Raw genomic sequence first — 25,437 nt, 5'->3', positions numbered from 1 at the left:
GGGGAATCAGACCACAGCCACCTGACGTATTTCCACGACGCACGCCGGGAGCGCGATGCGCTTCATCCGCTCGACCGCTTCCTCACGGTCGCGCACGTCGATCAGCCAGTACCCCGACACCCCGCACGCGTCCGGGACGAGATCGCCCGCGTCGAGCAGCACCCCCGCGCGCAGCAGCGCGTCCCCGTGCAGTGCCGTCAACGGACTTGGGCTCCTGACCAACACCATGAACCGCATCGGACCTCCTCGTTCGCCGTCTACCAGGACGTCGAACGAGGAGGTGCCGAATCGACGCGGTGATCAGCCTCGGAAGTCCGCCGCGTGATCACGCGCCCACTGCGCGAAGCTCCGGTACGGCCTGCCCGTGAGCTTCTCGTAGTCCGGCGACACGACGAACTCGTAGTCGGTGAAGTCGTCGGGGTCCCCGCCCTCGTAGCCGCCGAGGCCGAGGATGTAGCGCGCGATCTCCTCGGGCCAGCCGACGCTCACGTAGTAGGCGAGCGCCTCCTCCACGGTGACGTCCTGGAACGTCAACGAGCGGCCGATCGCGGCACCGATGTCACGCGCCATGTCCCGCTGGGTGAGCTGCGGCGGGCCGGACAGGTTGTAGGCCTTGCCCGCGTGGCCGTCCTCCTGCAGCACCTTGATCGCCACGTCGGCGATGTCGGCCTCGTGGATCGGCTGCCCGAACGCGTCCGGTTCGGGGTGCACGATCGTGCCGTCCGCGCGGATCGACGGGCCCCAGAGGTCGATCTTGTTGACCGCGAACTCGCCCGGCCGCAGGTGGGTCCACTCGGCACCGGACGCCTCGACGGCCTGCTCGACCGGTAGGTGGTGGCTGGTGTCGTAGCCGTAGGTCACCGCGCCCGAGGACAACGTGACGATCCTGCGCACGCCTGCCCGCACCGCGCGGTCGACCACCTCCTGCGCGGTCGGCGGGTGCACGAACAGGTAGAGCTTCTCCACGCCGTCGAACGGAATGCTGTCCGGGTCGTCGAGGTCTGCCTTCACCGTCTCCACGTGGGCGGGGAAGCCGGCCTTGGCCGGGTCGCGGGTGATCGCCCGCACCTGACCGCCCAGACCCCGCACCACCAACCGGCCGACGTTGCCCGTCGCGCCCGTGACCAGCGTTGTCATCGCATGCCCCCTTCGATGCCGTCCAGCAACCTGTCGAGCCCGTAGTTCCATGAGTGGTGCATGTTCTGCGCGAGCGTGCCCTCGGTGTCGTAGGCGCCGGCGTTCCACAGCGCCGTCATCGCCGGGTAGCGCTCGACGTCGAAGTAGTCGTCCCAGAACACCTGCCGCGCGCCCCACCACGAGTCACCCGACTCGCCGGTCGACGCCGCGAGCTGTTGATCGTCCACTTCGGACGCCGCGGCGCCGTGCACGAAGCCCTCGACCGCGACGTGCGCGACGGTCACCTGTCTCGGTTCCAGCCCGGAGTCGGCGAGTGCGGCCAGCAGGAACTCCTGGCCGTCCATGAGTCCCGGCCCGAGCGGCGGCCGCACCATCGACACGTCCCGCATCCACGGATGTGCCTGGTAGACCGCACGCGTGCGGTCGGCGTAGTGCTTGACGCGCTCACGCCAGGTGCCCTCGGGCGTGAGTTCGCGTTCCTGCAGCACCGCGTCGGTCATGAGGTCGATCAACTCGGCCTTGCCGGGCACGTGCGTGTAGAGCGACATCGTGCCGACGCTCAGTTCCTGCGCGATGCGGGCCATCGACATCGCGCCGAGCCCCTCGCGGTCGGCCACCGCGATCGCCGCGGTGACGATCTGGTCGACGCTCACCTTGGGCTTCCTGCCGACCGGCTTCGGCTCCTGCGGCGTGCGCCAGAGCAGCGCGAGCGTCCTGGCCGGGTCTCCCCCGCCGCTGCGTTCGGCGGCCATCCGTCCACCCCATTTCCGTAGGCCATACGGAAACAATACCGTATGACGTACGGAAATGGGCGCTAGTTGACGTACCAGGTCACTTCGACCGTGTCGGCGGAGATCGTCTTCGGCTCCGCGCACACCTCGTGCGTGAACACGACTCCGACCTCCCGGCACATCCGCTCCGGCGTCCGGGCCGTGTACCCCCGGGATTCGAGGTGCCCGCGCACGACCTCGGGCGCGCGGTCCCCGGTCATGGTCACCTCGCGCGAGCAGTTGCCGGAACCGCAGTAGCCGGGACCCTCGACCACCTGCAGCCCAGGCGGCCCTGGAAGCACACCCTCGTCACGGGGCTTGGCCTCCAGCTCGTCGAACAGGACGACCCCGGTGATGAAGAAGCCCATTCCGACCATCGCGAACAGCCACCCGGCACCGGCCAGGAGCCGGCGTTGGACGGCCAGGCCGACGGCGCAGACGAACGCCGTGACCAGCGCGTAGAGCCAGAACCTCTCGACGTACGAGGGCACCCACGGCCCGGACCACCCCAGCTGACGCGGCACGACGAACCACACGTGCAAGGCCGCCAGGGTCATTCCTACGGCCAACCCCGTTCGCCAGGTGCGGGCGAGCAAGCACCACAGCACGATCGGGACCATTCCGAACAGGCTGATGCCCGACGCCAGCACGCTCACCGACAGCCCCGCGACGAACGGCATGATCCGCCACCAGTGCGCCCCCCAAGTCGACATGCCGCCAGTAAAGCGGAAACGCCGCCCCGAAGATCGGGACGGCGTTTCCCTGTGGTGGGAGCGGGGTCTTCTAAGCGCGCAAAGCGAGCAAGGCGAGCATCTCCTTGCCGCGTTCGGCGCTGCGCGGGTGGCTGAGCACGTCGTAGCGGCCGGCCACGAGCTGGGTGACCGAGGCGAAGTCGCGGCGGCCGCGCGTGGCGGCGTACCGGGTGGCGGCGCTGGCCAGGCCGAAGACCGTACCGACGACGAGACCCGTGATGATCGGGGCGAGGGCGCCGCCGGTCGAGAACAGGCCCAGCAGCAGACCGACGAACAGACCGAACCAGGCACCGGACGCGGCGCCTCCGCCCAGGACGCGGCCCCAGGTCAGACGACCGGTGACGCGTTCGACGATCATCGGGTCGACGCCGACGATGGTGACGTCCGCGACCGGGAAGTCGTTGTCCGCCAGGTGGTCCACGGCTCGCTGGGCCTCTTCGTAGGTCCCGTAGGACCCGATGGGCCAGCCCGTGGGCGGGGTGGGCAGTGCGTTGGCGCCCGTGGAATTCGTTCCCGTGGCGAACGGAGTCGCGGTGGTCATTTCCAACACCTCCGAATTGCTGTCCCTACACCAGGTATTACGAACGCGCTCCCACCTTTGTTCCCAAAGTTGAGCTGATGTGACTCAGCTCCCTGCCGGTAAGTGTGATGTCCAGCGATTCCAGAGTTTTCCCGAGGTCTTCTACCTGAGAATTCTCAGGTTTCTCCCCTGGGCGTTCGACGGTGAACTGCGTGCCGACAAGACGGCGGCTCAGACCCGGTTCGAGACGCATGACGACGAGCTGGCGGCTGAACGGCGACCGTTCGTGCGTGGCGACGTAGTAGTTGGCGGCCAGATAGTCGACGGGGCGCTGCTCGATGCCGGTCTCGAACGCGTGCTGCAGGTCCCAGCCGTCCGCCGACTGCTTCTCCAGCACCCAGCGGCCGTCCTCGCGGCGCAGGCGGTACGGCCATCCGGCCTGGTCCACGATCGCGCCGTCGGCCAGCGGCATCGGGTGCAGCATTCCGGCGCCGAACCCGACGTCGACGAGCTGGTCGTCGACGATGGACATGAAGTGCGTGCGCGGCCCGGTCATCACACGGCTCATCTGCCTGCTGACGGTGTGGCCCAGGCGTTCCAGCACGGCCGTGAACAGCAGTTGGTGCTCGTAGCAATAGCCGCCGCGACGCCGTCCGAGCATCTTGTCCTGGATGTCGCCGAGGTCGAGTGACGGCACGCGGCCGAGCATCACGTCGATGTTCTCGAACGGAATGGCGCGCACATGCGCTTCGTGTAACTCCGTCAGCGAACTCGACGCCGACGCCCCCGTACGCGCGAAGTACGCGCCTAAGTCAACTGATTCCGTCTGCCACATGCCGTTCCCCCTGGGCTCGCTGCCATTCCTCCTTTGTCAGCGCGTACTCGACCTCTCCGTATTCCGTGCCGGGCAGCGGATCGGGAAAGTCGGCGTGGAACGTGCGGACGTGGCGCAGCCCGCACTTCTCCATCACGCGCCGCGATCCGGCGTTGACGAACATCGTGGTGGCGACGACCCGCTGGACATCACCGGCGGTGAAACCACGTTCGATCAGGGCTTTCCCGCCCTCGGTGGCGTAGCCGAGGCCCCAGAACGCGCGGTGCAGCCGGTAGCCGAGCTCGACCTCGGTCGTGCCCTTGAACTCGAACCAGCCGGCGAACCGGCCGGTCGCCTTCTCGACGGCCGCGTGGAAGCCGTCGCCGAGGTAGTTCTCGACCGGTGCCGGGTCGAGGTACCGCATGACCTCGGGGTCGGCGTGCAGCGCGCGCAATGAGTCCTCGTCGGACCGGCCGATGGGCCGCAGCGTCAGGCGTTCGGTTTCCACGAGAAGATCCTGACGCTGCCGTCCACCGCTTTACCGCTGCCCGGCCTGGTTACGACGGGTTCTGCGGTGTGATCGTCTCCAGGACGGTCCCGGTGGCGTCCCGCACGACCACGCGGGCGTCGGGATGCCGGTCGGACAGCCGCGCTGCCAGCACGAACGTGCCGTTGCCCATGGTGGCGGGCACGTCCGCAGCGCCGGGGCTGGTGTAGGTGACCGACGCCGCGCGGGGGTCGAGGACCAGGCCTACCGCCGCGGCACTGGTGCTGCCGCCCTCGTAGTACTCCCCCTGCTCGTTGACCTTGAACGGCTTGAAGTCGTAGAACACCGACATCGCCGCGACGGTCGTGCCGCGGATCTCCGTCAGGTCGTCGAGGTCGTACACCGATCCGGGCGTCGGGTCGTTGTCCGCCTCGCGGCAGTAGAGCAGCAGGTCGCCGAAGCGGCCGGTGATGATCGTGTCGGTGGCGCTGACCTTGGCGGTGAGGCCGTGCGCGAACTGGTCGGCGTCGGGGACCGCCCGGTTTTTCAGGCAGGCGCCGAACCGCGCGGTCTCGGGTGTGTCGCGGGCGGCGGGCGGCAGTGGCCGGTCGACGACGGACGCGGTGGGCCTCGGCACGCCCCGCACGGCGGACTCCTCGCCGTTGACGAGCGCCTTCGTGCCGTTCTCCGCCTTCTGGAACCCGCTGGGCGCCAGGAACAGGCCGTCCACCAGCGCGGGCATTGTGTTGCTCAGCCCGGAGTCGGCGATCTGGGACAGGCTCAGGAACCTGACGTCCGGCGAGACCAGGCCGGCCAACGTGCCGGACGGCGTGGTGAACAGGATCTTCACCTTGCGGCGGCCGTCCTCGATCCGGACCGGGTCGGGCGCGGAGATCGTCGTGGTGGTCGCGGTGTTCGCGCAGAAGAACACACCGGCCGGAGCGCGGAACGCGGTGAGCACCGTGCCGTTCTTGTTGCCGGTCGCGATCGGCCGCCACTGTTCGGCGGGCGGGTGCTCCTTCGCGGCTGCGACGCAGCGGGCCAGCGCCTCCGGGGCGACCTTGCCGGTTTCGATGTGGTTGACGAGCTTGCGGTCCTTGCCGACGAACTCGCCGTTGTACTGCATCGGCGGGGCCGCCGTGTCGGCCGAACTGCCGAGGAGGGCCTGGCTCGCGAAGACCGCTCCGGCGGCGAGCATGCTGACGCCGGCGGCGATCAGGATCGGCCTGCCGGTGCGGGCGGGCGGGCTCATGCCCTCGGACAGGCGCCGGCGGGCCCGCATGCGGACGTCGTCGGGCATGGTGCGGTGTTCGGGCAGCTGGTCGATCATCCGTTGTCCTCGGGGGTCAGGTCGCGCAGCCGGGCGCGGGTGCGGGAGACGCGGGCGCGGACGCTCGACTCGGCGATGCCGAGGAGCGCCGCGGCGTCGGCGGTGGACATGTCGCCGAGCAGGCAGAGCTGGGCGATCTCGCGTTCGGAGGCGGGCAGCTTCACGATGGCGGCCACCACCTCGGCGAGTCTGCGCTGGGCGTCGGTGCGGGCGGCGACCTCGTCGGCGTGGTCGCGTTCGTCCTGCGGGGTCAGCTTTGTGACCAGCCGCAACGCTCTGCGCGAGGCCCGCCATTCGGTGCGGGCGCGGTTCGCGGTCACCGTGTAGAGCCACGGCAGCGCCGAGTCGCGCACCAGCTGGGCGTCGCCGCGCTTGCGCCAGGCCGTCAAGAACGTCGCGGAGAGCAGGTCTTCGGCCTGCGACCAGGACGCGGTCAGGCGGTAGGCGTAGTTCCAGACCGCTTCGGCGTGGCGTTCGAACAGCTCGGTGAACGCGGCGTGGTCGCCTTTCGCGATCTGTTCCCAGAGGCGCGTGTCGGGCGGCCCGACGTTCGCGCGCTCGGTCGTCTCAGTCATCACACTCCGCCTGGGGCCGTCACAGGCCAGTGTGCTGCGTGACGCGCGTCACCCGACGGGGAGGGAGCCGCCCCTCATTCGAGGCGTGAATGGCGCCGATGGCAAGATCTTCGGCGTGCCGATCGAGCAGAAGCAGCCCGGCAATGTCGAGGCGGAGACCCAGGTGTTCGCGAGGATCACGATCCCGGAGCAGGACGCGGCGACGATCCCGGGAGTTTCCCCGGTGACACCCGCACCCGCGGCGGCCACTCCACCAGCACCCGCACCAGCACCCGCTCCCGCGACGACTTCCGCGGCCGCGGAGAGCAAGAGCAAGTCGCTGACCCGGCGGTTGGCCCGCCGGATCCTCGGCCCGACCTTGATGACGAAGAAATAGGCCCTGCGACAGCTATCGGTCCGGGACCTGCCCCAAGCCTCCGCAGACCCGGCAGGCGGACCGATCCTCGTTGAGCCCAGAACCAAGGCAACGGCTGCACTCCTTCACAGAAGAAAAGTGTCCGCTTCTACTCCAAGTGGCGGCATCCGCCAAGCAGGGACCCTCCCGGCAATAATGGGTGACCCCCATCGTTCACGCTCGGTGATCAGGCCTGGGTGGACGGACCGGCCGGAATCTCGTTGGCGCGTGCGACATTGCCTGCGACGATGCCTCTGCTCTCCCCGTGCGGGAGCTTCCACCAGCCGGAGCATCCGCGCGGGCACGGGTGCGACATCTCGTGCAGCACAAGGCCATCGGGACCGGGAACGGGTTGCTGCCACGACATGGTTCCGGACCCCGCGCACAGCAGGCAGGTGTCCTCTTCGCACTCCACACCTGTAAGTACTCCACACGGGACACTTCAGGCAATCGCTGGATCGAGGGGAGATCACCGATGGCAGTCGCGGTCGTGACGGGAGCGGGTTCCGGGGTGGGGCGCGCGGCGGCGCGAACCCTGCTGGGGGCGGGGTTCCAGGTGGCGCTGGCGGGCCGGCGCGAGGACGCGTTGATCGAGACCGGAGAGGGCTTTCCCGACTCGGCTCTCGTGGTGCCGGCCGATGTGTCGCGTGAGGACTCGGTCGTCGCGCTGTTCGAGGCGGTCGTCGCGCGCTTCGGCCGTGTCGACGTGTTGTTCAACAACGCCGGCATGAACGTGCGCGCGACACCGATCGAGGAGTTCAGCCTCAGCGCGTGGGAGAAGGTCGTCGGGGTGAACCTGACTGGCGCCTTCTTGTGCGCCCGCGAGGCGTTCAAGGTGATGAAGACGTACGGCGGTGGCCGGATCATCAACAACGGCTCGATCTCGGCGTCGGTGCCGCGCCCGCACGCGGTGGCGTACAACGCGACCAAGCACGCGATGACGGGCCTGACCAAGTCGTTGTCGCTGGAGGGCCGCGCGTTCGGCATCGCGTGCGGGCAGATCGACATCGGCAACGCCGCGACGGAGATGACCGAGCGGATGGGCGCGGGCGTGCTGCAGGCGAACTTCGAGGTCGAGCCGGAGCCTACGTTCGACGTGCGGCACGTGGCCGACGCCGTGCTGTACCAGGCTCAGCTGCCGTTGAACGCCAACGTGCAGTTCATGACCGTGATGGCGACGACGATGCCCTACATCGGCAGGGGTTGACGCGTCGCCCCCCGCGAGTGGTGTGAGATCGCCGGGCCGGGCCGGTTCCTCTTCGACCAGCCCGGCGTCGCGGCGCTTGCTCAGCGCGGTGCCGCCGTCCACCCGTTTTCAGCGGGCAGCGGCCCCCTGCCACTCCTCGCTCATCGGCCCACCAGCCCTTCGGCCATGACGTCGCCGAGGTAGCCCTCGAAGTCCGGAGTGTCCGGTTCCAGCACGTGCCGCACCCACGCCGTGCGTTCGTGGGCGAGCGGCGGGAGCTCCCAGACGCAGCCGATGAGGTCCTTCGGGATGACGGTGAAGTGGGTGAGGTCCGGGTCGGTCGAGCCGAGGAACGGCTGGTCGCCGGACACGGCGGTGCGGCAGTGCAGGACGTTGTCCCAGACCCAGTTGTAGGCGTTGAGGTACATGCCCGCCGCGCTGCGGTGCAGGACCGTCACGGTCGCGGGCGGGGTCGGGTCCTCGAAGTCCGGGTAGATCTTCGGCAGGAACGCGTAGGCGGCGTCGCGGATGTCGTCGGTGATCTCCAGCCCCGGGGTGACCACCTCGTAGCGCTTGACGTGTCTGCCGGCGACGACCAGCGGTTCCTTGACCGCCAGTTCCTTCTCGTAGAAAGCCATGGGTCGAACGTATGAACTAACCCTGACAGGGTGTGTCAGTGTGGGCCGCGTGCGCGCGAGTCGATTGGTGTCGTTGTTGCTCCTGCTGCAGAGCAAGGGGCGGATGACGGCGCAGGCGCTGGCCGACGAGCTGGAGGTGTCGGTCCGCACGATCTACCGGGACGTGGAGTCGCTGCACGGCGCCGGGGTGCCGCTGTACGGCGACGCGGGCCCGTCCGGCGGCTACCAGCTGCTCGACGGCTACCGCACCCGGCTGACCGGCCTGACCGAGCAGGAGGCGGAGTCGCTGTTCCTGGCCGGCCTGCCGGGACCGGCGGCGGAGCTGGGCCTCGGGGACGCCGTCGCGGCGACGCAGCTCAAGCTGATGGCGGCGCTGCCGTCGCCGATGCGCGACCGGGCCTCGCGGATGGCCACGCGGTTCCACCTCGACGCCCCCGCCTGGTACTACGACCCGGAGCGTTCGCCGTTCCTGGGAGTCGTGGCGGACGCGGTGTGGCGGGAGCGGCTGCTGGAGGTCAGCTACCGGCGGTGGCGCGCGCCCGAGGACGTGACGCGCGTGCTGCGGCCGCTGGGACTCGTGCTCAAGGCCGGGCGCTGGTACCTGGTCGCGCAGGGGTCCACGCGGATCTCCACGTACCGGGTGTCGCAGATCCAGGCGGCCACCGTGTCGGAGGAGTCGTTCTCACGGCCGGAGGGGTTCGACCTGGCGGCGCACTGGACGGCGTCACTGGAGGACTTCCAGGCGCGGCAGTACACGGGTTCGGCGGTGATCAGGCTGTCGCCCGCCGGCTGGGAGGCGTTCGGGTCGCACGTGCTGCCGGTCGTGGCGCGGGCGGCGGAGGAGTCCGTCGTGGACGACGACGGCTTCTTCGTGGCGACGATCCCGATCGAGTCGGTGGCGCACGCGACCGGGATGTTGCTGCGCCTGGGCGGGGAGGTCGAGGTGCTGGAGCCCGAGGAGCTGCGGGAGCAGATCGCGGACGCGGTGCGCCGGCTGGCGTCGATCTATCTATGAACTGAGATTCACGGGGTTACTTCCGCGGAGAAGAGGGTGAGCGTCGAAGCCGGGTGGCAGCGGCCACGACCGGGCTGAGCGCGGCGGTGGCCAGGGCGCCGAGGGTGGTGTCGGTGGCCAGGATCAGCCGGACGGTCTTCATGGCCGCGGTGAGGACCTCGCCGCCGCGCTGACGCAGCTGTGCTTCGTAGCGGCCCATCGCGTCGGTGATGGCCGTGGTGGTGCCGTCGGGGAGGGCGTCGAGCCGGGCGAGCAGGTCGGCGGCGTCCTGGATGGCCGCGCCGGCGCCCATGCCCGCGGTGGGTGGTGTGGCGTGCACGGCGTCACCGAGCGCGGTGATGCGGCCCGCGGTCCAGGGTGCGAGGTCGGTGGCGCGGGTGGACGCGGCGTTGAACCGGAACGCGGCGACGCTGCCGGGATCGGTGCGCGCGATGACCTCCAGCGTGTGGCCGGCCCACCGGTGATCTCGGAACCGGTCGAGCAGAGCGGTGCGCAGTGCGGTGCCGTGCAGGTCCCGCAGGAAGTCGGTGCGGGCGAATTCGGGGAACATCGCTCCCCAGATGTAGGTCGGGCCGGTGGTGATCGACGTGCTCAGCTCGGGGGCGTCGAGCGCGGCGTTGCCGACCGGGTCGAGGAACCCGACGTAGAGCGCGGCGCCCCGCGGGCCGATCGCCATCGACGAGCGTGTTCCGAGCCGGTGCCGTTCGGCGACGGTGAGGTCGGCCCGCAGGGTGCGGCCGGAGAATCCGATGATGCCGGCGGGGTGGCTGGTCGGGCCTGCCGCGAGGTGGCGGGCCACGACCGAGTGGGTTCCGTCGGCGCCGACCACCAGGTCCGCGGTGACCGGCGTGCCGTCGGCGAACATGACCTGCGGCATGCCGTGTTCGTCGGTGCCGACGCCCGACACGGCCCGCCCGAGGTGGAGGTCCTCGCCGACGGCCTCCGCGAGCAGCGTGCGCAGGGTGATGCGGTCGACGTCGATGCTCGCGCTGCCGGACAGGTCCGGGCCGTGTCCGAGCACCCGGCCGCGGTAGTCCCAGAACATGTCACGGTCCCGCAGGCGCAGCGCCGAACTCGAAGCCAGCAGCCGGCGCATGATCTCCGGCGCCACCAGCCGCCGCAGCGCCGACTGGGCACGCTCGTCGAGGGTGATGTGGTAGCCGCCGGTCGCGGCGACGTCGGTGTCGCGGTCGAACACCGTCACCTCATGGCCGCTCCGGCGCGCTCCCGCCGCCAGAGAGAGTCCGCCGATCCCTCCACCTACCACGACCACGCGCATGCTCAACTGCCTTTCCGCCACCCTTTGCTGGTGACGCAGACGGTGCCAGCGGTAGTGGACACCGGATGGCCAGTACTGCTGGCACGATGAGGCAATGGCGAGTACGTCACACCGGGCGCTGCAACTGCTGTCCCTGCTCGGCTCGCGCCGGACGTGGCGGTTGCGGGATCTCGCCGCCCGCCTCACGGTCAGCGAACGCACCGTGCGACGCGACCTGGACACCTTGCGCGAACTCGGATACCCGGTCCTGACCGTCCGCGGCCCGGACGGCGGTTACCGGCTCGGCACCGGACACGCCCTGCCGCCCCTGCTGTTCGACCACGACCAGGCACTCGCGATCGCCATCGCGCTGCAGACCGCGCCCAGTTCGGTGTTCGGCCTGCAGGACGACTCCGCCAGAGCGCTGGCCACCGTGCAGCAGGCCATGCCCGACACGCTCCGTGCCGCCATGGAATCCCTGCGCCTGACCAGGCTGCGCAACTACTGGGAGTTCCCCGCGCCCCCGATCGACCCCGCCGCACTCACCACCGTGGGCACCGCCGTGCGCCTGCGCCGTGTTCTCGTCACCGAGGTCCTGCGCCCTGACGGGACGCGCGCCGCCCCCGGCGAGGCGGACTTCGCGGCAGCTCGCCGGCTCGAGCCCCACCATCTCGTGGTGTGGGCGGGACGGTGGTACCTCGTCGCCTACGACCTCGAGGACCGGAACTGGCGGGTACTTCGGGTGGACCGGCTGCACCCGCACCCCACCACCCGCGCTTTCGCACCCCGCGAACCCCCTGGTGACGACCTCGCGCACTTCGTCATGAGCAGCCACGACCGCGGCGACACCCCTGCGGCCTGGCAGTGCACCGGCAGCGCCCGCCTCAACCTGCCCGCGCACGTCGTGGCCCGCTGGGCACCCGGCGGCTCCGTCGTCGAACACCTCGACGCCGGCCACTGCCGACTCACCCTCGGCGCCTGGTCCTGGGCCGGCATCGCCGGAATCCTCGCCACCTTCGACACCGACCTCACCGACCTGCACCCACCGGAACTCCTGCAGGCCTGCCGTCACATCGCTCGTCGCTATGCCGGCATCCGGACGGCGGAAGTTCGACAGTCCTCACGCGACTGACTAAGGCGTGCGGTAGTCCGCGTGGCGCAGCAGGTCCCGGGAGACCAATGCGCCACCGCCTGCTCAACGCTCACGCGCGAGCTCGCGGTCGTGCACCCGCCTCAGCACCAACTGCGCGACCAACGCTCCCAGCAGCGCCATGAACATGTCCCACTGCGTGTCCCACACGTCGCCCTGGGTGCCGAGGAACTCGTCCGCGCCCGAGCCGGCGACCACGGCCGCCAGCCACTCGCCCAGTTCGTAGGTCGCGCTGAAGGCCAGGCACACGCAGAGGACAAGGAAGAACAGCCACCCGCCCGGACGCAGCGGTGTCCGGCGCAGCAGGATCTCGCGGGCGAGCACAGCGGGCACGAACCCCTGCACGAAGTGGGCGAACCGGTCGTAGTGGTTGCGCGCGAGGTCGAACCAGTCCTGCACCCAGAACCCGGCCGGCACCCGCGCGTAGGTGTAGTGGCCGCCCAGGATGAGCACGAGCGCGTGCAGGAAGATCAGCCGGTACAGCAGCGGGGTCAGGGGGAACCGCCGGTAGGTCGCCACCAGCAGCGCCCCGCCGAGGACGACCGGGGCGACTTCGAGGTACCAGGTGGCGCGGTCGTGGGGGCCGATGCCCGACGCGACCAGGGCGGCGACGGTCAGTTCCAGCAGGACCAGCGGTTCGAGAAGGCGTTTGTCATGGCTCACCCTTCGAAAGTGCCCGAACGCAGCAGTGCGCGTGCGCGGGACGCGGCGATCTCCATCAGTGCCACGATGTCCGCCGCCTCGAAGCCAGGTGGCGGCTCGACCGCGAGCACCACAGGTGTGGTGGTCGGGAGCGGAGGACGAGGGGGCAGCTGACCTGCTGGTTCGACGGAAACCACCACAGGTGTTCTGGTGCCGACGGGACCGGCGACGCGCCGGCGCAGGGCGTCGAGGAGTTCCTGTTCCGGTTTTCCCTTGAGCAGCAGCAGGACGAACGGGTCGGCGTCGAGCAGCCAGCCGACCTGCAGGGCGAGGGCGGCGGCGTGGCGGCACGGGAGTTCCCAGCCGTCGCAGTCGCACTCGGGTTCGAGGTCGCCGATGCCGGGCAGCAGGTCCACTCCGGACTCTTCGGCGGCGAGGACGAGGTCGCGTGGCATGTCGTTGTCCAGCAGGGCGGCGATGTGGCCGGCGTGTTCGGCGACGCGGTCGAGGAACCGTCCCCATTGGACCTCCGAGAGCACCGGGAGGCTGACGGTGGTGCTGTAGACGGTGTCGTCGTCGTGGACCTGGGCGTGCAGGCGGCCGGGGCTGACGGTGATCGGACCGACGACGCCGGCGTGGGCGTAGCGGCGGCCGAGGCGGATCAGGCCGCTGTCGAGTGCGGTGTCGGACAAAGCCTTCACCCAGGCCTTGCCCCACCAGGTGCCGGCGACGCGGCGCGTCACCTTGGGGAACGCGGCGAATCCGCGGGCGGTCACTGTGCGCTCCTGAGTTGGACGAGCTCGGCCAGTTCGGCGTCGGTGAGTTCGGTGAACGCGGACTCTCCCCCGTGCAGCACGGCGTCGGCGAGGTCGCGCTTGTCCTGCAGGAGCGCGGCGATGCGTTCCTCGACGGTGCCCTCGGTGACGAGCTTGTGCACCTGCACGGGTCTGGTCTGGCCGATGCGGTAGGCGCGGTCGGTGGCCTGGTCCTCGACGGCGGGGTTCCACCAGCGGTCGAAGTGGATGACGTGGTCGGCGCGGGTGAGGTTGAGTCCGGTGCCGGCGGCCTTGAGCGACAGAAGGAACACCGGTGCGCGGCCGTTCTGGAAGTCGTCGACCATCTTTTCGCGCTGGGGCACGGGGGTGCCGCCGTGCAGGAACCGCGTGGGCTGCGTGATGTGCTGCTCCAGCAACCGGGCCATGCCGACGTACTGGGTGAAGATCAGCGCCGAGCCGTCCTCGGCGACGATCGTGGCGAGCAGTTCGTCGAGCAGGTCGAGCTTGCCGGAGGTGCCCTGCAGCGACGGGTGGCCGAGGTACTGCGACGGGTGGTTGCAGATCTGCTTGAGCCCGGTCAGCAGCTTGAGCACGAGGCCGCGCCGGGCCATGCCGTCGCTCGACGCGATCTGGTCGAGCGTCTCCCTGGTCAGCGCCTCGTACAACGCCGCCTGCTCCACGCTCAGCGAGACGTACCGGTCGGTCTCGGTCTTGGCGGGCAGTTCGGGGGCGACGCCGGGGTCGGACTTGCGGCGGCGCAGCAGGAACGGCCGCACGACCTTGGCGAGCGTGTCGTCGGGTTCGGGCCAGCGGGTGCGGAACGCGCGGTGCGTGCCGAGCAGGCCCGGTGTCGTCCAGTCCAGAATGGACCACAGTTCCGACAGCGAGTTCTCGACCGGGGTGCCCGACAACGCGACGCGCGCGCCGGCGGGGATCGAGCGCAGTGCCTTGGCGGTGCCGGAGTGCGGGTTCTTGACGTGCTGGGCCTCGTCGGCGACGACCATGCCCCACGAGTGCGCGCGCAACGCCTCGGCGTCCAGGCGCATGGTGCCGTAGGTCGTGAGCACCACGCCCTCGGAGGCGAGGGTCCGTTGTGGACCGTGGTAGCGGGTGACGGGTGTGCCGGGGGCGAAGCGGTGGATCTCGCGTTCCCAGTTGCCCAGCAGCGAGGCCGGGCAGACGACGAGCGTCGGCTGGTCGTGGCGGCGGTGCAGGTGCAGGGCGATGAGCGTGATGGTCTTGCCCAGGCCCATGTCGTCGGCGAGGCAGGCACCGAGTCCGAGTCCGGTCATGTGGGCGAGCCAGCGCAGTCCGTGCAGCTGGTAGTCCCGCAGCCGCGCCTGCAACGCCGCGGGCTGCGGGAACTGCGGGATGGTCGTGACGGCCGTGGTGAGGCTGTGCGGGGCGACCTCGACGTGTTCGCCGCCGATGATCGCCACGCCGGTGAGGGCGGCGGTGACGGCCTGGGCCGCGGTGATGGGTTCGAGTCGCTGCCGGGCCTTGCGGCGCAGCTTCGGGTCGATCAGCACCCACTGGTCGCGCAGCTTCACGATCGGCCGGGACGCCTCGGCGACGAGGTCCATCTCGGCGTCGGTGAGCTCCGAGTCGCCGAGCGCGATCCGCCAGTCGAACGAGAGCAGGTCGCCTGCCTGCAGAGGGCCGCCCGGTTCGCCGATGACGGCCTTCGCGGACAGGTTCGTGGCGAGGTCGCGCGGCCAGTGGACCTCGATGCCGGTGCCGAGGAGTTCGCCGACCTCGTCGTCGGTGAGGTCGGCCTGGTCGAGCAGGCGTTGCAGCGGCGGCCAGTCGACGCGGGCCATCGCGCGGATGGCGTCGAGCTCACGGCCGGAGCCGCGCACGTCGCGCGGGTAGGGGTCGGTGACGGCGCGGACCTGCACGATCGCGCGGAACCGCAGGTCGTCGGTGGTCTCGATGCGCAACGACAGGGTGATCTGCTCGTCGGCCCACGTCTTGAGCCCGGAGACGTCACAGGCGTCGGTGCCGGCGAACGGCCCTGTGCCGGTGCGGGGCAGCGTGTCGGCGACGGCGTCGAGGAACTGGCGGAGCAGGTCGTAGTCGCCGTGCGCGGCGAGCTGGCGCAGGTGCAGCTCGTCGGCGTGGTCGAGCGGTCCGACGCGCCAGGTGTCGTGGCCCCCGCCCGTCACGCCGGGCACGATCCGGCCGCGGGCGACGAGGGTGAGCGCGGTCGCGGCGGCCACCGACCAGTAACCGTCGCCGGACAGCACCTCGGGTAAGGCTTCGAGCAGGGGTTTTCCGTGAAGCTGGCCGAATCTGGGCGGGTCGGCAGGCACGAACATACTCTGTACCGTACACCATACGGTACGGTAGTGTCGGGTTCGTGATCGAACACACGGGCAGCGGTGACCCGGCACGGACGCTGGCGTTGCTGTGGCGCACCCAGGAACGCGTGTCGCGCAAGGGCAAGCCGGATCTGAGCGTGGACCGCATCGTGCAGGCGGGCATCGCGCTGGCTGACGCCGACGGGCTCAAGGCGTTGTCGATGCGGCGCGTGGCGGAGTCGCTGGGCGTGGGGACGATGTCGCTCTACACCTATGTGCCGGGCAAGGGCGAGCTGATCGACGTCATGGTCGACACGGTGCAGGCCGCGACCGGGCGGGAACCCGCCGAGGGCTGGCGCGCGCACCTCGCCTACGTGGCGCGGGAGAACCTGGCGCTGTACCGGCGGCATCCGTGGTTGCTGCAGGTGGCGCCGTCGCGCACGGTGCTGGGCCCGCAGGTGGCGGCGAAGTACGACTTCGAGCTGCGCGGGCTGGACGGCGTCGGCCTGTCGGACGTGGAGATGGACTCGGTGCTCGAACTGGTGCTCGGGCACGTGCAGAACTCGGCGCGCGGGCTGACGGCGGCCGCGGTGACCGAGAAGGAGACCGGGCTGACCGACCAGCAGTGGTGGGACGCGGCGGCGCCGGTCCTGATGACCGTGTTCGACCCGGCCCGCTACCCGGTGGCGGCCCGCGTGGGCGGCGCCGTCGGGCAGGCGCACCAGAGCGCGTTCAGCCCGGAGCACTCGTTCGAGTTCGGCCTGGAGATGATCCTGGACGGGGTCGATCGGCTGATCGAGTCGCGTGCGCGGTAACTCCTGAGTGACACCTGCCGGGATGCGTCGTTAATTCCCACGCGGTGCCGTTCAGGTGCCTACAGTTACGCCACGCCGATCAACTTCACCGCTGGGAGGCCCGCTCGTGGTGATCGACTCCCGTCCCCGGCAGGCGCTGGTGCGCCGGTTCACCGGCCTGGCGCGGTCGACCCCTGGGCGGCTGAGCCTGATCGTCGTGGTGCTGGTCGTGGCGAGCCTGGCGAGCGGCTGGCTGACGACGTGGAGCGTGAACCGCCAGGAGCGGGCGCTGGAGGACCTGGCGACGCGCTCGGAGCCCCTGGCGCACGCGGCGCAGGAGGTCTACCGGGCGTTGCAGGACGCGGACGCGACGGCGGCGAGCGCGTTCCTGTCCGGCGGGCTGGAGCCCTCCCAGCTGCGGGAACGCTACGAGGCGGACATCGCGCAGGCGCAGGCGGCGCTGTCGGTCGCGACGGCCTCCTCCCCCGATCTCACGGCGACGCTCGCGGCGCAGCTGCCGGTCTACACGGGCCTGATCGAGACGGCGCGCTCGAACAACCGGCAGGGTTTCCCGGTGGGCGCGGCGTATCTGCGTGAGGCGTCGGGGCTGATGCGCACGCAGCTGCTGCCGGCGGCGCGGGAGCTGTACCGGGCGGAGACCGACCGGGTGGCCCGCGCGCAGGACGAGGCGAACTTCCCGGTCGTGCCGGTGCTGGTGGCGCTGGCGTTCGTGATCGGGCTGGTGCTGATCCAGCGGTACCTGACCCGCAGGACGAACCGGCTGCTCAACGTCGGCCTGCTGGTGGCGACCGGGGCCGCCACGCTGTCGTTGTTGTGGGTGACGACGGTGTCGGTGCTGGTCATGAACGACGTGGCGGACTCGCGCGACGCCTCGGAGAAGGTCGACGTGCTGGCGCAGGCGCGGATCGCGACGCTGACCGCCCGCGGCGAGGAGACGCTGACGCTGGTCGCGCGGGGCGCGGGCCAGTCCTACGAGAACAACTTCGTCGAGGTCTCCGAACGCCTCGAAGGCCTGCTGGAGCGCGCGAAAGCCCTGGAGAGCACCGAGGCCGCCGATCAGGCGATGCGGGAGTTCCGGCAGTGGCAGCAGGTCCACCAGCGCATCCGCGAGGCCGACGACGCGGGGCAGTACAACGACGCGGTGGCGCTGATCGGCAACCCGTACTTCGACTCGCTCGACCAGGCCCTGGTGCGGGGGATCGGGCAGGCGCGGCAGGAGTTCAGCGACGAGATGGCGGTGGCGCGGGCGTCGCTGGCGGGCACCGCGGTCGGGATGCTGGTGCTCGCGCTGATCAGCGCGGCGGGATCGACGATGGGGCTGTGGCAGCGCCTGAAGGAGTATCGATGAGGCGACTGGCGCTGGCGGCGGTGCTGCTGCTCGGTGCGTGTTCGGCGGGACCGGCGCCCAGCGAGGTGGTGCCGCGCAGTGCCGCGGCTCCGCAGCCGGCGAACGCGAGCACGGTCTCCGCGGCGCCCAGCAGTTCGACGGGTGAGGAGCCGGCGTGCGACGCGACGGCGAGCCTGCGGCCGGGCCCGTTGCCCCAGGCCGGTCAGATGCCCGCGGGATCGACGATGGCGAAGATCGCGCAGCGCGGCCGGTTGATCGCCGGGGTGGACCAGAACTCGTTCCTGATGGGGTTCCGCAACTCCTTCACCGGCGAGATCGAGGGCTTCGACGTCGACGTGGCCCGCCAGATCGCGAAGGCCGTGTTCGGCGACGAGAAGAAGGTGCAGTTCAGGGTCGTGACGGCGGCCGAGCGGATCCCGATGCTGCAGAGCGGCGCGGTCGACGTCGTGGTCCGCACGATGACGATCACGTGCGACCGGCTGCGGGACGTGGACTTCTCGCAGGTCTACTACCAGGCCGGGCAGCGGGTGCTGGTGCGCCGCAACTCCGGGATCGCCGGGGTGGAGGGGCTCGCGGACAAGCGGGTGTGCGTGGCGTCGGGGTCGACGTCGCTGGGCAACGTGGTGAACCGGGCGAAGACGACGGTGAGCGTGCCGAACTGGACGGACTGCCTGGTGATGCTGCAGCAGGGGCAGACCGACGCGATCTCGACCGACGACACGATCCTGGCGGGGCTGGCGGCGCAGGACCCGTACACCGAGGTCGTGGGGGCGCGGTTCACCGACGAGTCCTACGGCGTCGGGGTGCCCAAGGGCCAGGAGGACCTGGTCCGGTTCGTCAACGGCGTGCTGGAGCGGATGCGCGCCGACGGCACGTGGAGCGCGATCTACGGGCGGTGGCTGACGCCGCTGGGGCCGGCACCTACGCCGCCGGTCGCGCGTTATCGGGACTAGGAGGGGTCCGCCGATGAGTGATGAGCTGGATCTGCCCGGGACCGGGCCGTCGACGGCGCCGGGCACGGCACCCTGGTCGGTGTCGCAGGAGATGTCGCGGTCGAACTCGGGACGCACGCGCCGCGGCAGTGCCCGGTCGATGAGCCGCGGCCGGCTGGGTGCCGGGCTGGTCGAGGTGCCGCGGGTGCCGTACCGGGATCCGAAGACCGCGGTGCTGCAGAACCCGGAGGTTCCGGAGGCCAAGCGGTTCTGCTCGAAGTGCGGCAAGAAGGTCGGGCGGCGCAAGGACGGCAAGCCGGGCCGGGTGGAGGGGTTCTGCCCGCAGTGCGGGCACGCGTACTCGTTCACGCCGAAGCTCGCGCCGGGCGAGGTGCTGCACGACCAGTACGAGGTGCTGGGCTGCCTGGCGCACGGCGGCCTGGGGTGGTTGTACCTGGCGCTCGACCACGCGGTGAGCGACCGGTGGGTGGTGCTCAAGGGCCTGCTCGACTCCGGTGACGCCGACGCGATGGCGGCGGCGCTCGCGGAACGCCGGTTCCTGGCCGAGGTCGAGCACCCGAACATCGTGAAGATCCACAACTTCATCCGCCACGAGGGCAGCGAGAGCGGCAAGCTCGTCGAGTACATCGTGATGGAGTACGTCGGCGGCGAGTCGATCAAGGACATGATCACGTCCCGGCGCCGCGACGGCCGCGGCGACGAGGCGTTGCCGCTGGCGCAGGCCATCGCATACGTGCTGGAGATCCTGCCCGCGCTCGGCTACCTGCACGGTGTCGGGCTGTTGTACTGCGACTTCAAGCCGGACAACATGATCCACACGGAGGAGCAGCTCAAGCTGATCGACCTGGGCGCGGTGCGGCGCATCGACGACCACCACTCCCCCATCTACGGCACGATCGGCTACCAGGCGCCGGAGATCGGCACGATCGGCCCGTCGGTGTTCTCCGACATCTACACGGTCGGGCGCGCGCTGGCGGTGATGAGCTTCCCGTTCGACTTCCGCGGCCGCGGCAAGGACCGGCTGCCCACGGTGGCCGAGCAGCCGCTGCTGGGCCGGTTCTCCTCGTTCCACCGGCTGCTGCTGCGCGCCACGAACCCGAATCCGGAGCTGCGGTTCTCCTCGGCGGAGGACATGGCGGAGCAGCTCACGGGCGTGCTGCGCGAGGTGCTGGCGATCGAGGACGGTGTGCCGCGGCCGGGTCCGTCGCGGCAGTTCACGCCGGAACGCCGCCGCTTCGGCGTGGAGGGCGCGCTGGACCTGTCCGAGGTGGCGCTGGCGTTGCCGGCGCCGAGTGTGAGCACCTCGGACGCGGCCGCGTCGTGGCTGGCGACGGCGACGGCGCCGGATCCGGAGGGGCTGCGCAAGGCACCGGAGGTCACGGTGGAGGTGCGGCTGCGGATCGTGCGGGTGCTGATCGAGTCCGGTGACACCGAGGCGGCGATGCGTGAGCTGGAGTCGCTGACGGCGCCGTCGATGTTCGACGAGCCCGAGCTCGACCCGGCGGAGGACTGGCGCCCGGACTGGTACCGGGGCCTGGCGGCACTGGTCGACCGGCGGCCGCAGGACGCGCTGCGGTTGTTCGACGCGGTGTGCTCGGCGGTGCCGGGTGAGGCGGCCCCGAAGCTGGCGCTGGGCGTGTGCGCGGAGGCCGTCGGCGATCTCGAGGGCGCGGCGGGCTGGTACGAGCTGGTGTGGCGCACGGATCACTCGTACGTGTCGGCGGCGTTCGGGCTGGCGCGGGTGCTGCTGGCGCGCGGTGACCGAGCCAGGGCCGTCGAGGTGCTGCTGTCGGTGCCGGACACGTCGTCGCAACACCTGGCGGCGCAGATCGCGGCGGTCCGCGCGCAGCTCGGGGACTGCGGCGCGGAGGACCTCGTCGCGGCCGGGGAACGGTTGCACGCCTTGGACATCGACGTCCACTCGCACACTCAGCTCTCGGCGGAGGTGCTGGAGGCGGCGTACGACTACGTGACCCGCAATCAGGCCGCCGAGGGCAGGGTGCTGGACTGTGCACTCTCCGAACACGAGCTTCGGCTGGGTCTCGAGCGGCGCTACCGCACGCTGGCCCGGTTCGCGGCGACGGCGGAGGAACGGATCGCATTGGTGGACCGCGCGAACGCGGTAAGGCCTAGGACGTTGGTTTGATGGACACCCTGAAGTGCCCGGAGTGCTTCGCGCCCGTCGCGGCGGAGGACCGGTTCTGCGAGGCGTGCGGACGCAACCTGCTGGTGCGCCGCACGCCGCTGGGCGGACCGACCGGTCCCGCGCAGGCCTCGTGCATCCTGTGCGGGTCGCCCGACATCGACGACGAGGACTACTGCACCCAGTGCGGCCGGCACCAGCCCTCGGCGCGGGACCGGGTCGAGTACACGCTGGGCGCGGTGTCGGGTGTGTCGGACCGCGGCAAGCGGCGGGCGCGCAACGAGGACTCGATGGCGTTCGGCCACGTCGCGGGCAAGGGTGTCGCCGCTGTCGTCTGCGACGGTGTGGCCTCGTCCGAACGCGCGGAGCAGGCCTCGCAGGCCGCCGCCGACGCCGCGGTGGACGTGCTGCTCAACGCGCTGATCGACACCGCGGACGCCGAGCAGGCGATGGTCGACGCGGTCGCGGCGTCGTGCTTCGCGGTGGAGCAGCTGGTGGAGAACGAGCCCATGGAGCCGGGTGCGCGGGGTGTCGCGCCGTCGTGCACGTTCGTGTCCGCGCTGGTCACGGGTTCGTCGGTGACGATCGGCTGGGTCGGTGACTCGCGGGCGTACTGGTTGTCCGACGCGGGCTCCAAGCAGCTCACGTCGGACGACACGTGGGCGGCGCAGCTGGTCGCGGAGGGCGTGCTGACCGAGGAGCAGGCGCGCACGGACCGTCGCGCGCATGTGCTGTCGCGGTGGATCGGCGCGGACGCCGGGCGGGTCGAGCCGCAGGTCGTGACGCTGAAGCCGACTTCGCCGGGGGTGTTCCTGCTGTGTTCGGACGGGCTGCACAACTACCGGCCGGAGCCCGAGGACCTGCAGCCGCTGCTGCCGTGCGGGCCGGAGGAGTTCGTGAAGGTCGCGCTGGACGCGGGCGGGCACGACAACATCACCGTGGTGCTGGTGCCGTTCGCACCGGAGCCGTAGAAGTTCACTCTTTGCGGTGATTTACCGCTGGCTAACCGGGAGCGGCGACTGTCGCGGCGTGAGATTCGTTTCTGTCGCGGCGGTGGCCGCTTTCGTGTTGGCGGGGTTGTCCTCGGGGGTGGCGCACGCGGAGTCGGCGCCCGGTTGTGGACCGGTGACCCAGATCGGGAGCACCGCCTACATCCAGACCGGCACGAGCCCGAGTTCGATCGTGGCGTCGGTGAAGCAGTTCAAGGGCTGCGGGAAGAACTGGGCGTACGTGTGGGTGTGGGACTCGTGGATCAGCAAGGGCCGCTCGTTCGAGGTGGGCACGGCGATCTACCCGGACGGCGCGAACCCGGCGGGGTATGTGCGGGCGCGTAACCAGCAGGCGAACTGGTCGAGGGGCACGGACACGCTGTCGAAGTGCACGCGGGCGTCGGGCACGTTCGTCGACCTGGTCGGTGACCCGAGTTTCGGCTATCAGGAGTTCACCGACAAGCGCTGCTGACCGGTCATCATGGTCCGATGAGGAGGGCGGTGTTGATCGCGTTGGCGGTGGTTGTCACCATCGTCGCCGTGGTCTTCACCTTCCAGCGCAAGCTCGTGTACTTTCCCTCCCCCGGTCCGCTGCCCAGCGCGGACGAGGTGCTGCCCGGCGGGCGTGACGTCCGGCTGGTGACGGCGGACGGCCTGATGCTGGGCGGCTGGCACTTCGAGCTGCCCGAGGCGCCCGTGACGGTGGTGGTGTTCCCGGGCAACGGCGGCAACCGGGAGGGCCGGGTGTCGCTGGCGCGGGCGCTGACGTCGCGTGGGTTGTCGGTGCTGCTGTTCGACTACCGCGGCTACGGCGGCAACCCGGGCAAGCCCACCGAGGAGGGCCTGACCTTCGACGCGCGGGCGGCGCTGGACCTGATCGACGGGCCGGTCGTCTACTTCGGTGAGTCGCTGGGCGCGGCGGTGGCCGCGGAGCTCGCGACGTTCCGCGTTCCTAAGGGCATGGTGCTGCGTTCGCCGTTCACGTCGCTGGCGGCGGCCGGGTCGCACCACTATCCGTGGCTGCCGGTGAGGATGCTGTTGCAGGACAAGTATCCGGTGGCCGAGCGGGTGTCCGCGTTGGACGTTCCGACCGTGGTGCTGCTGGGGACGAAGGACTCGGTGGTGCCGCCCGCGCAGAGCCGTGAGGTGGCGACGGCGGCACGGGCCCGGCTCGTCGAGATCGACGGCGCGGACCACAACGACGAGGTGCTGCTGTCGGGGCCGCAGGTGATCGACGCGGTGCTGTCGGTCAGCTGAGCGGCGCGATCTCGCCGGAGCCGCGGGGCACGAGGGCGGCGGGGACGACGGCGTGCACGGGCGGTGAGGTGTCGCCGTCGATGCGGGCGAGGATGAGCTCGGCGGCCTTGCGGCCGATGCCGGGTACGTCCTGGCGCACGACGGTGACGGCGGGGTCGAGCAGGTCGGCGAGCGGGAAGTCGTCGAAGCCGATGACGGCGACGCGCCGGTGCAGGTCACGGGCGCGCAGCACGCGCATGGCGCCGACGGTGACGAGGTTCTGGGCGGTGAACAGCGCCGTGGGCGGCCGGTCGAGGCCGAACAGCGCGGCGGCGGCGGTCTCGGCGACGTCGGCGCCGTGCAGGCCGGTGCGCACGAGCTCCTCGCGCAGCGTCAGACCCGCCTGGGCGAGGCCTTCGAGGTAGCCGGTGTAGCGCTCCTGGCTGGTCCACAGGGTGCGGCGGTCGCCGAGGAACGCGATGTCGCGGTGCCCCAGGGCGGCGAGTGTGAGCACGGCGGCGCGGGAGCTGTCGCGGTTGGTGGTGGTGACGCAGTCGGTGCCGCCGAAGGTGGGCGGCCGGTCGACGAGCACCATCGGGGTGCCGCGTTCGCGTTCGTGCTGCAGGGCGTCCTGGTGGCCGCCGGCGGCCATGACGACGACGCCGTCGACGCGGCGCGCGGACAGCGACAGGAGCAGTTCGCGTTGCAGGGTGTGGTCGTCCTCGGTGCTGGCGGCGAGCACGAGGACGCCGCTGCGGCGGGCGTGGTCCTCGACGGCGCGCAGCAGGGCGGCGTCGAAGGGGTTGGAGAGGTCTTCGAACAGCACGCCGATGGTGGCGCTGCGGCGGTCGGCGCGGCGCAGGCTGCTGGCGGTGAGGTTGGGCCGGTAGCCGAGGGTGCGGGCGGCGGCGCGGACGCGGTCGGTGACCTCCGTCCCGGCGCCGGGCAGGCCGTTGATGACCCGCGAGACGGTCTTGATGCTGACCTTGGCCAGCGCCGCGACGTCGCGCATCGTGGGTTCGCGTCTCTCGCCGGCTTGATCCATGCCCCGCCCCGCTCACGTCCTAGGACTCTTGCGTCAACGATGACGTAACGGTATACCCGATTCACATCAAAACGTAGCCGCTTCACCGCAACTCGCGGTGGGTCTGCGGAGGGCCGGTTACGTCAACGTTGACGTAGGAGTTGTCATGCGCAGAACGGTCGGAGTTGTCGGCGCAGCCGCGTTGCTCGTGTTCGCCACCGCGTGCGGAGGCGGTGGATCCTCCGGCGGTGCGGCGACGCTGGTGGGCCTGGTGACGAAGACGGACACGAACCCGTTCTTCGTGAAGATGAAGGAGGGCGCGCAACAGGCGGCGACCTCGTCCGGGGTGACGGTGCAGTCGTTCGCGGGCAAGCAGGACGGCGACAACCAGTCGCAGGTCGACGCGATCGAGAACCTGATCGCCTCGGGCGCGAAGGGCATTCTGATCACGCCGAGCGATTCGAAGGCGATCGTGCCGTCGGTGGACAAGGCGCGGGCGGCGGGCCTGCTGGTGATCGCGCTGGACACGCAGCTGGAGCCGGCGAACGCCGCCGACGCGACGTTCGCGACCGACAACTACAAGGCCGGTCTGCTGATCGGGCAGTGGGCGAAGGCGAAGTTCGCCAAGGACGGCAAGCAGGCCAAGATCGCGTTGCTGGACCTCAACCCCAACCAGGTGTCGGTGGACGTGCAGCGCGACCAGGGGTTCCTGGAGGGCTTCGGCGTCGACGTGAAGGACAAGGGCCGCATCGGCGACGAGTCCGATCCGCGGATCGTGGGCCATGACGTGACCGACGGCGCGCCGGAGGGCGGCCGCACGGCGATGGAGAACCTGCTGCAGCGCGACCCCGGGATCAACCTGGTCTACACGATCAACGAGCCCGCGGCGGCGGGTGCCTACGAGGCGCTCAAGGCGGCGGGCAAGGAGAAGGACGTCGTCATCGTCTCGGTCGACGGCGGCTGTCCCGGTGTGGACAACGTCAAGGCGGGCGTGATCGGCGCGACCTCGCAGCAGTACCCGCTCAAGATGGCGCAGCTGGGCGTGGAGGCGGTATCGAAGTTCGCCAAGGACGGCTCGAAGCCGCAGGACACCGACACGGGCGTCACGCTGATCACCGACCAGCCGGCCGAGGGCGTGGAGTCGAAGGACTCGGCGTTCGGCCTGCAGAACTGCTGGGGCTGAGC

The 25,437-nt window shown here is 70.6% G+C and carries 27 protein-coding genes; 12 read left to right on the top strand and 15 right to left on the bottom strand.

Going from position 1 to position 25,437, the window contains the following annotated elements; translation table 11 throughout:
* Positions 1 to 6: 6 nt before the first annotated feature.
* The 9 genes from IG04_RS0104285 to IG04_RS0104245 form a co-directional block, all read right to left on the bottom strand.
* Positions 7 to 237 carry a YciI family protein gene (locus IG04_RS0104285; RefSeq protein ID WP_030475193.1) on the bottom strand — a complete coding sequence of 77 codons (231 nt, stop codon included), beginning with the start codon at positions 235 to 237 and terminating at the stop codon, positions 7 to 9.
* Positions 238 to 300: 63 nt separating this feature from the next.
* Positions 301 to 1,137: an NAD(P)H-binding protein gene (locus IG04_RS0104280; RefSeq protein WP_030475192.1), complete on the bottom strand. Its 837-nt coding sequence runs from the start codon at positions 1,135 to 1,137 to the stop codon at positions 301 to 303.
* Positions 1,134 to 1,889 (bottom strand): TetR/AcrR family transcriptional regulator, encoded by a 756-nt coding sequence (locus IG04_RS0104275; protein ID WP_030475191.1) that lies wholly within the window; start codon positions 1,887 to 1,889, stop codon positions 1,134 to 1,136. The genes IG04_RS0104280 and IG04_RS0104275 overlap by 4 nt, the downstream gene beginning before the upstream one ends.
* Positions 1,890 to 1,951: 62 nt before the next feature.
* The gene (locus tag IG04_RS0104270; RefSeq protein ID WP_030475190.1) at positions 1,952 to 2,620 is read right to left on the bottom strand and encodes a hypothetical protein; all 669 of its coding nucleotides are present in this window, start codon (positions 2,618 to 2,620) and stop codon (positions 1,952 to 1,954) included.
* A 70-nt stretch (positions 2,621 to 2,690) separates the two neighbouring features.
* Positions 2,691 to 3,200 carry a YflT domain-containing protein gene (locus IG04_RS0104265; protein ID WP_030475189.1) on the bottom strand — a complete coding sequence of 170 codons (510 nt, stop codon included), beginning with the start codon at positions 3,198 to 3,200 and terminating at the stop codon, positions 2,691 to 2,693.
* A 37-nt stretch (positions 3,201 to 3,237) separates the two neighbouring features.
* Positions 3,238 to 4,014 (bottom strand): arylamine N-acetyltransferase family protein, encoded by a 777-nt coding sequence (locus IG04_RS0104260; protein WP_036013667.1) that lies wholly within the window; start codon positions 4,012 to 4,014, stop codon positions 3,238 to 3,240.
* Positions 3,992 to 4,501, bottom strand: a complete 510-nt coding sequence (locus IG04_RS0104255; protein ID WP_030475187.1) for a GNAT family N-acetyltransferase — start codon at positions 4,499 to 4,501, stop codon at positions 3,992 to 3,994. Before IG04_RS0104255 ends, IG04_RS0104260 begins: the two co-directional genes overlap by 23 nt.
* 49 nt (positions 4,502 to 4,550) lie before the next feature.
* Positions 4,551 to 5,810, bottom strand: a complete 1,260-nt coding sequence (locus IG04_RS0104250) for a hypothetical protein (RefSeq protein ID WP_030475186.1) — start codon at positions 5,808 to 5,810, stop codon at positions 4,551 to 4,553.
* Positions 5,807 to 6,385 (bottom strand): RNA polymerase sigma factor, encoded by a 579-nt coding sequence (locus IG04_RS0104245; protein ID WP_030475185.1) that lies wholly within the window; start codon positions 6,383 to 6,385, stop codon positions 5,807 to 5,809. The genes IG04_RS0104250 and IG04_RS0104245 overlap by 4 nt, the downstream gene beginning before the upstream one ends.
* An 85-nt stretch (positions 6,386 to 6,470) precedes the next feature.
* Here IG04_RS0104245 and IG04_RS0104240 point away from each other — a divergent pair, with 85 nt between their 5' ends.
* On the top strand, positions 6,471 to 6,761 hold the full coding sequence (locus IG04_RS0104240) for a hypothetical protein (protein ID WP_030475184.1): 291 nt from the start codon (positions 6,471 to 6,473) through the stop codon (positions 6,759 to 6,761).
* Between the two features lie 493 nt (positions 6,762 to 7,254).
* Entirely contained in the window at positions 7,255 to 7,986 is a 732-nt protein-coding gene (locus tag IG04_RS0104235; RefSeq protein ID WP_030475183.1) for an SDR family oxidoreductase, read from the top strand.
* A gap of 140 nt (positions 7,987 to 8,126) precedes the next feature.
* Here the strand turns inward: IG04_RS0104235 and IG04_RS0104230 are convergent, their stop codons facing one another.
* Positions 8,127 to 8,603 carry a hypothetical protein gene (locus IG04_RS0104230; protein ID WP_030475182.1) on the bottom strand — a complete coding sequence of 159 codons (477 nt, stop codon included), beginning with the start codon at positions 8,601 to 8,603 and terminating at the stop codon, positions 8,127 to 8,129.
* A 49-nt stretch (positions 8,604 to 8,652) separates the two neighbouring features.
* Between IG04_RS0104230 and IG04_RS0104225 the strand changes: the two genes are divergently transcribed.
* Positions 8,653 to 9,618, top strand: coding sequence for a helix-turn-helix transcriptional regulator (locus tag IG04_RS0104225; protein WP_030475181.1), 966 nt, complete (start codon positions 8,653 to 8,655; stop codon positions 9,616 to 9,618).
* Positions 9,619 to 9,634: 16 nt separating this feature from the next.
* Here the strand turns inward: IG04_RS0104225 and IG04_RS0104220 are convergent, their stop codons facing one another.
* Positions 9,635 to 11,083: an FAD-dependent oxidoreductase gene (locus IG04_RS0104220; protein ID WP_338043488.1), complete on the bottom strand. Its 1,449-nt coding sequence runs from the start codon at positions 11,081 to 11,083 to the stop codon at positions 9,635 to 9,637.
* On the opposite strand from IG04_RS0104220, the gene IG04_RS0104215 reads away from it, so the two are divergent.
* Complete coding sequence (locus IG04_RS0104215; RefSeq protein WP_030475451.1) at positions 10,992 to 12,008, top strand: helix-turn-helix transcriptional regulator; 1,017 nt, start codon at positions 10,992 to 10,994, stop codon at positions 12,006 to 12,008. The two genes, IG04_RS0104220 and IG04_RS0104215, sit on opposite strands and share 92 nt — an antisense overlap.
* Positions 12,009 to 12,071: 63 nt before the next feature.
* Here IG04_RS0104215 and IG04_RS0104210 read toward each other — a convergent pair whose 3' ends face one another.
* From IG04_RS0104210 to IG04_RS0104200, 3 genes are read right to left on the bottom strand one after another with little or no spacing between them, the layout of a single operon-like run.
* Complete coding sequence (locus IG04_RS0104210) at positions 12,072 to 12,689, bottom strand: DUF2238 domain-containing protein (RefSeq protein ID WP_030475179.1); 618 nt, start codon at positions 12,687 to 12,689, stop codon at positions 12,072 to 12,074.
* Entirely contained in the window at positions 12,686 to 13,444 is a 759-nt protein-coding gene (locus tag IG04_RS0104205; protein ID WP_063758207.1) for an SWIM zinc finger family protein, read from the bottom strand. Before IG04_RS0104205 ends, IG04_RS0104210 begins: the two co-directional genes overlap by 4 nt.
* Positions 13,441 to 15,762, bottom strand: coding sequence for a DEAD/DEAH box helicase (locus tag IG04_RS0104200; protein ID WP_051768873.1), 2,322 nt, complete (start codon positions 15,760 to 15,762; stop codon positions 13,441 to 13,443). The genes IG04_RS0104205 and IG04_RS0104200 overlap by 4 nt, the downstream gene beginning before the upstream one ends.
* 41 nt (positions 15,763 to 15,803) lie before the next feature.
* On the opposite strand from IG04_RS0104200, the gene IG04_RS0104195 reads away from it, so the two are divergent.
* The 7 genes from IG04_RS0104195 (at position 15,804) to IG04_RS0104165 (ending at position 23,249) form a co-directional block, all read left to right on the top strand.
* A complete protein-coding gene (locus IG04_RS0104195; RefSeq protein ID WP_030475176.1) occupies positions 15,804 to 16,559 on the top strand; it encodes a TetR/AcrR family transcriptional regulator in 756 nt (251 codons plus the stop codon).
* Between the two features lie 106 nt (positions 16,560 to 16,665).
* The gene (locus IG04_RS0104190; protein WP_051768871.1) at positions 16,666 to 17,907 is read left to right on the top strand and encodes a hypothetical protein; all 1,242 of its coding nucleotides are present in this window, start codon (positions 16,666 to 16,668) and stop codon (positions 17,905 to 17,907) included.
* Positions 17,904 to 18,860, top strand: a complete 957-nt coding sequence (locus IG04_RS0104185) for a glutamate ABC transporter substrate-binding protein (protein WP_030475174.1) — start codon at positions 17,904 to 17,906, stop codon at positions 18,858 to 18,860. The genes IG04_RS0104190 and IG04_RS0104185 overlap by 4 nt, the downstream gene beginning before the upstream one ends.
* 13 nt (positions 18,861 to 18,873) lie before the next feature.
* A complete protein-coding gene (locus IG04_RS0104180; RefSeq protein WP_051768869.1) occupies positions 18,874 to 21,006 on the top strand; it encodes a serine/threonine-protein kinase in 2,133 nt (710 codons plus the stop codon).
* Entirely contained in the window at positions 21,006 to 21,974 is a 969-nt protein-coding gene (locus tag IG04_RS0104175) for a PP2C family protein-serine/threonine phosphatase (RefSeq protein ID WP_036013656.1), read from the top strand. The genes IG04_RS0104180 and IG04_RS0104175 overlap by 1 nt, the downstream gene beginning before the upstream one ends.
* Before the next feature lie 58 nt (positions 21,975 to 22,032).
* Complete coding sequence (locus tag IG04_RS43705) at positions 22,033 to 22,464, top strand: hypothetical protein (protein ID WP_144065259.1); 432 nt, start codon at positions 22,033 to 22,035, stop codon at positions 22,462 to 22,464.
* 17 nt (positions 22,465 to 22,481) lie between these two features.
* On the top strand, positions 22,482 to 23,249 hold the full coding sequence (locus IG04_RS0104165) for an alpha/beta hydrolase (RefSeq protein WP_030475170.1): 768 nt from the start codon (positions 22,482 to 22,484) through the stop codon (positions 23,247 to 23,249).
* Here IG04_RS0104165 and IG04_RS0104160 read toward each other — a convergent pair.
* Positions 23,242 to 24,273, bottom strand: coding sequence for a LacI family DNA-binding transcriptional regulator (locus tag IG04_RS0104160; protein ID WP_030475169.1), 1,032 nt, complete (start codon positions 24,271 to 24,273; stop codon positions 23,242 to 23,244). The two genes, IG04_RS0104165 and IG04_RS0104160, sit on opposite strands and share 8 nt — an antisense overlap.
* Before the next feature lie 145 nt (positions 24,274 to 24,418).
* Here IG04_RS0104160 and IG04_RS0104155 point away from each other — a divergent pair, with 145 nt between their 5' ends.
* A complete protein-coding gene (locus tag IG04_RS0104155) occupies positions 24,419 to 25,435 on the top strand; it encodes a sugar ABC transporter substrate-binding protein (protein ID WP_030475168.1) in 1,017 nt (338 codons plus the stop codon).
* Positions 25,436 to 25,437 lie beyond the last annotated feature (2 nt).

The organism is Lentzea albidocapillata, from assembly GCF_000719115.1.
GTDB classification, from domain to species: Bacteria; Actinomycetota; Actinomycetes; order Mycobacteriales; family Pseudonocardiaceae; genus Lentzea; species Lentzea albidocapillata.
This window is presented reverse-complemented; position numbering and strand designations above follow the sequence as displayed.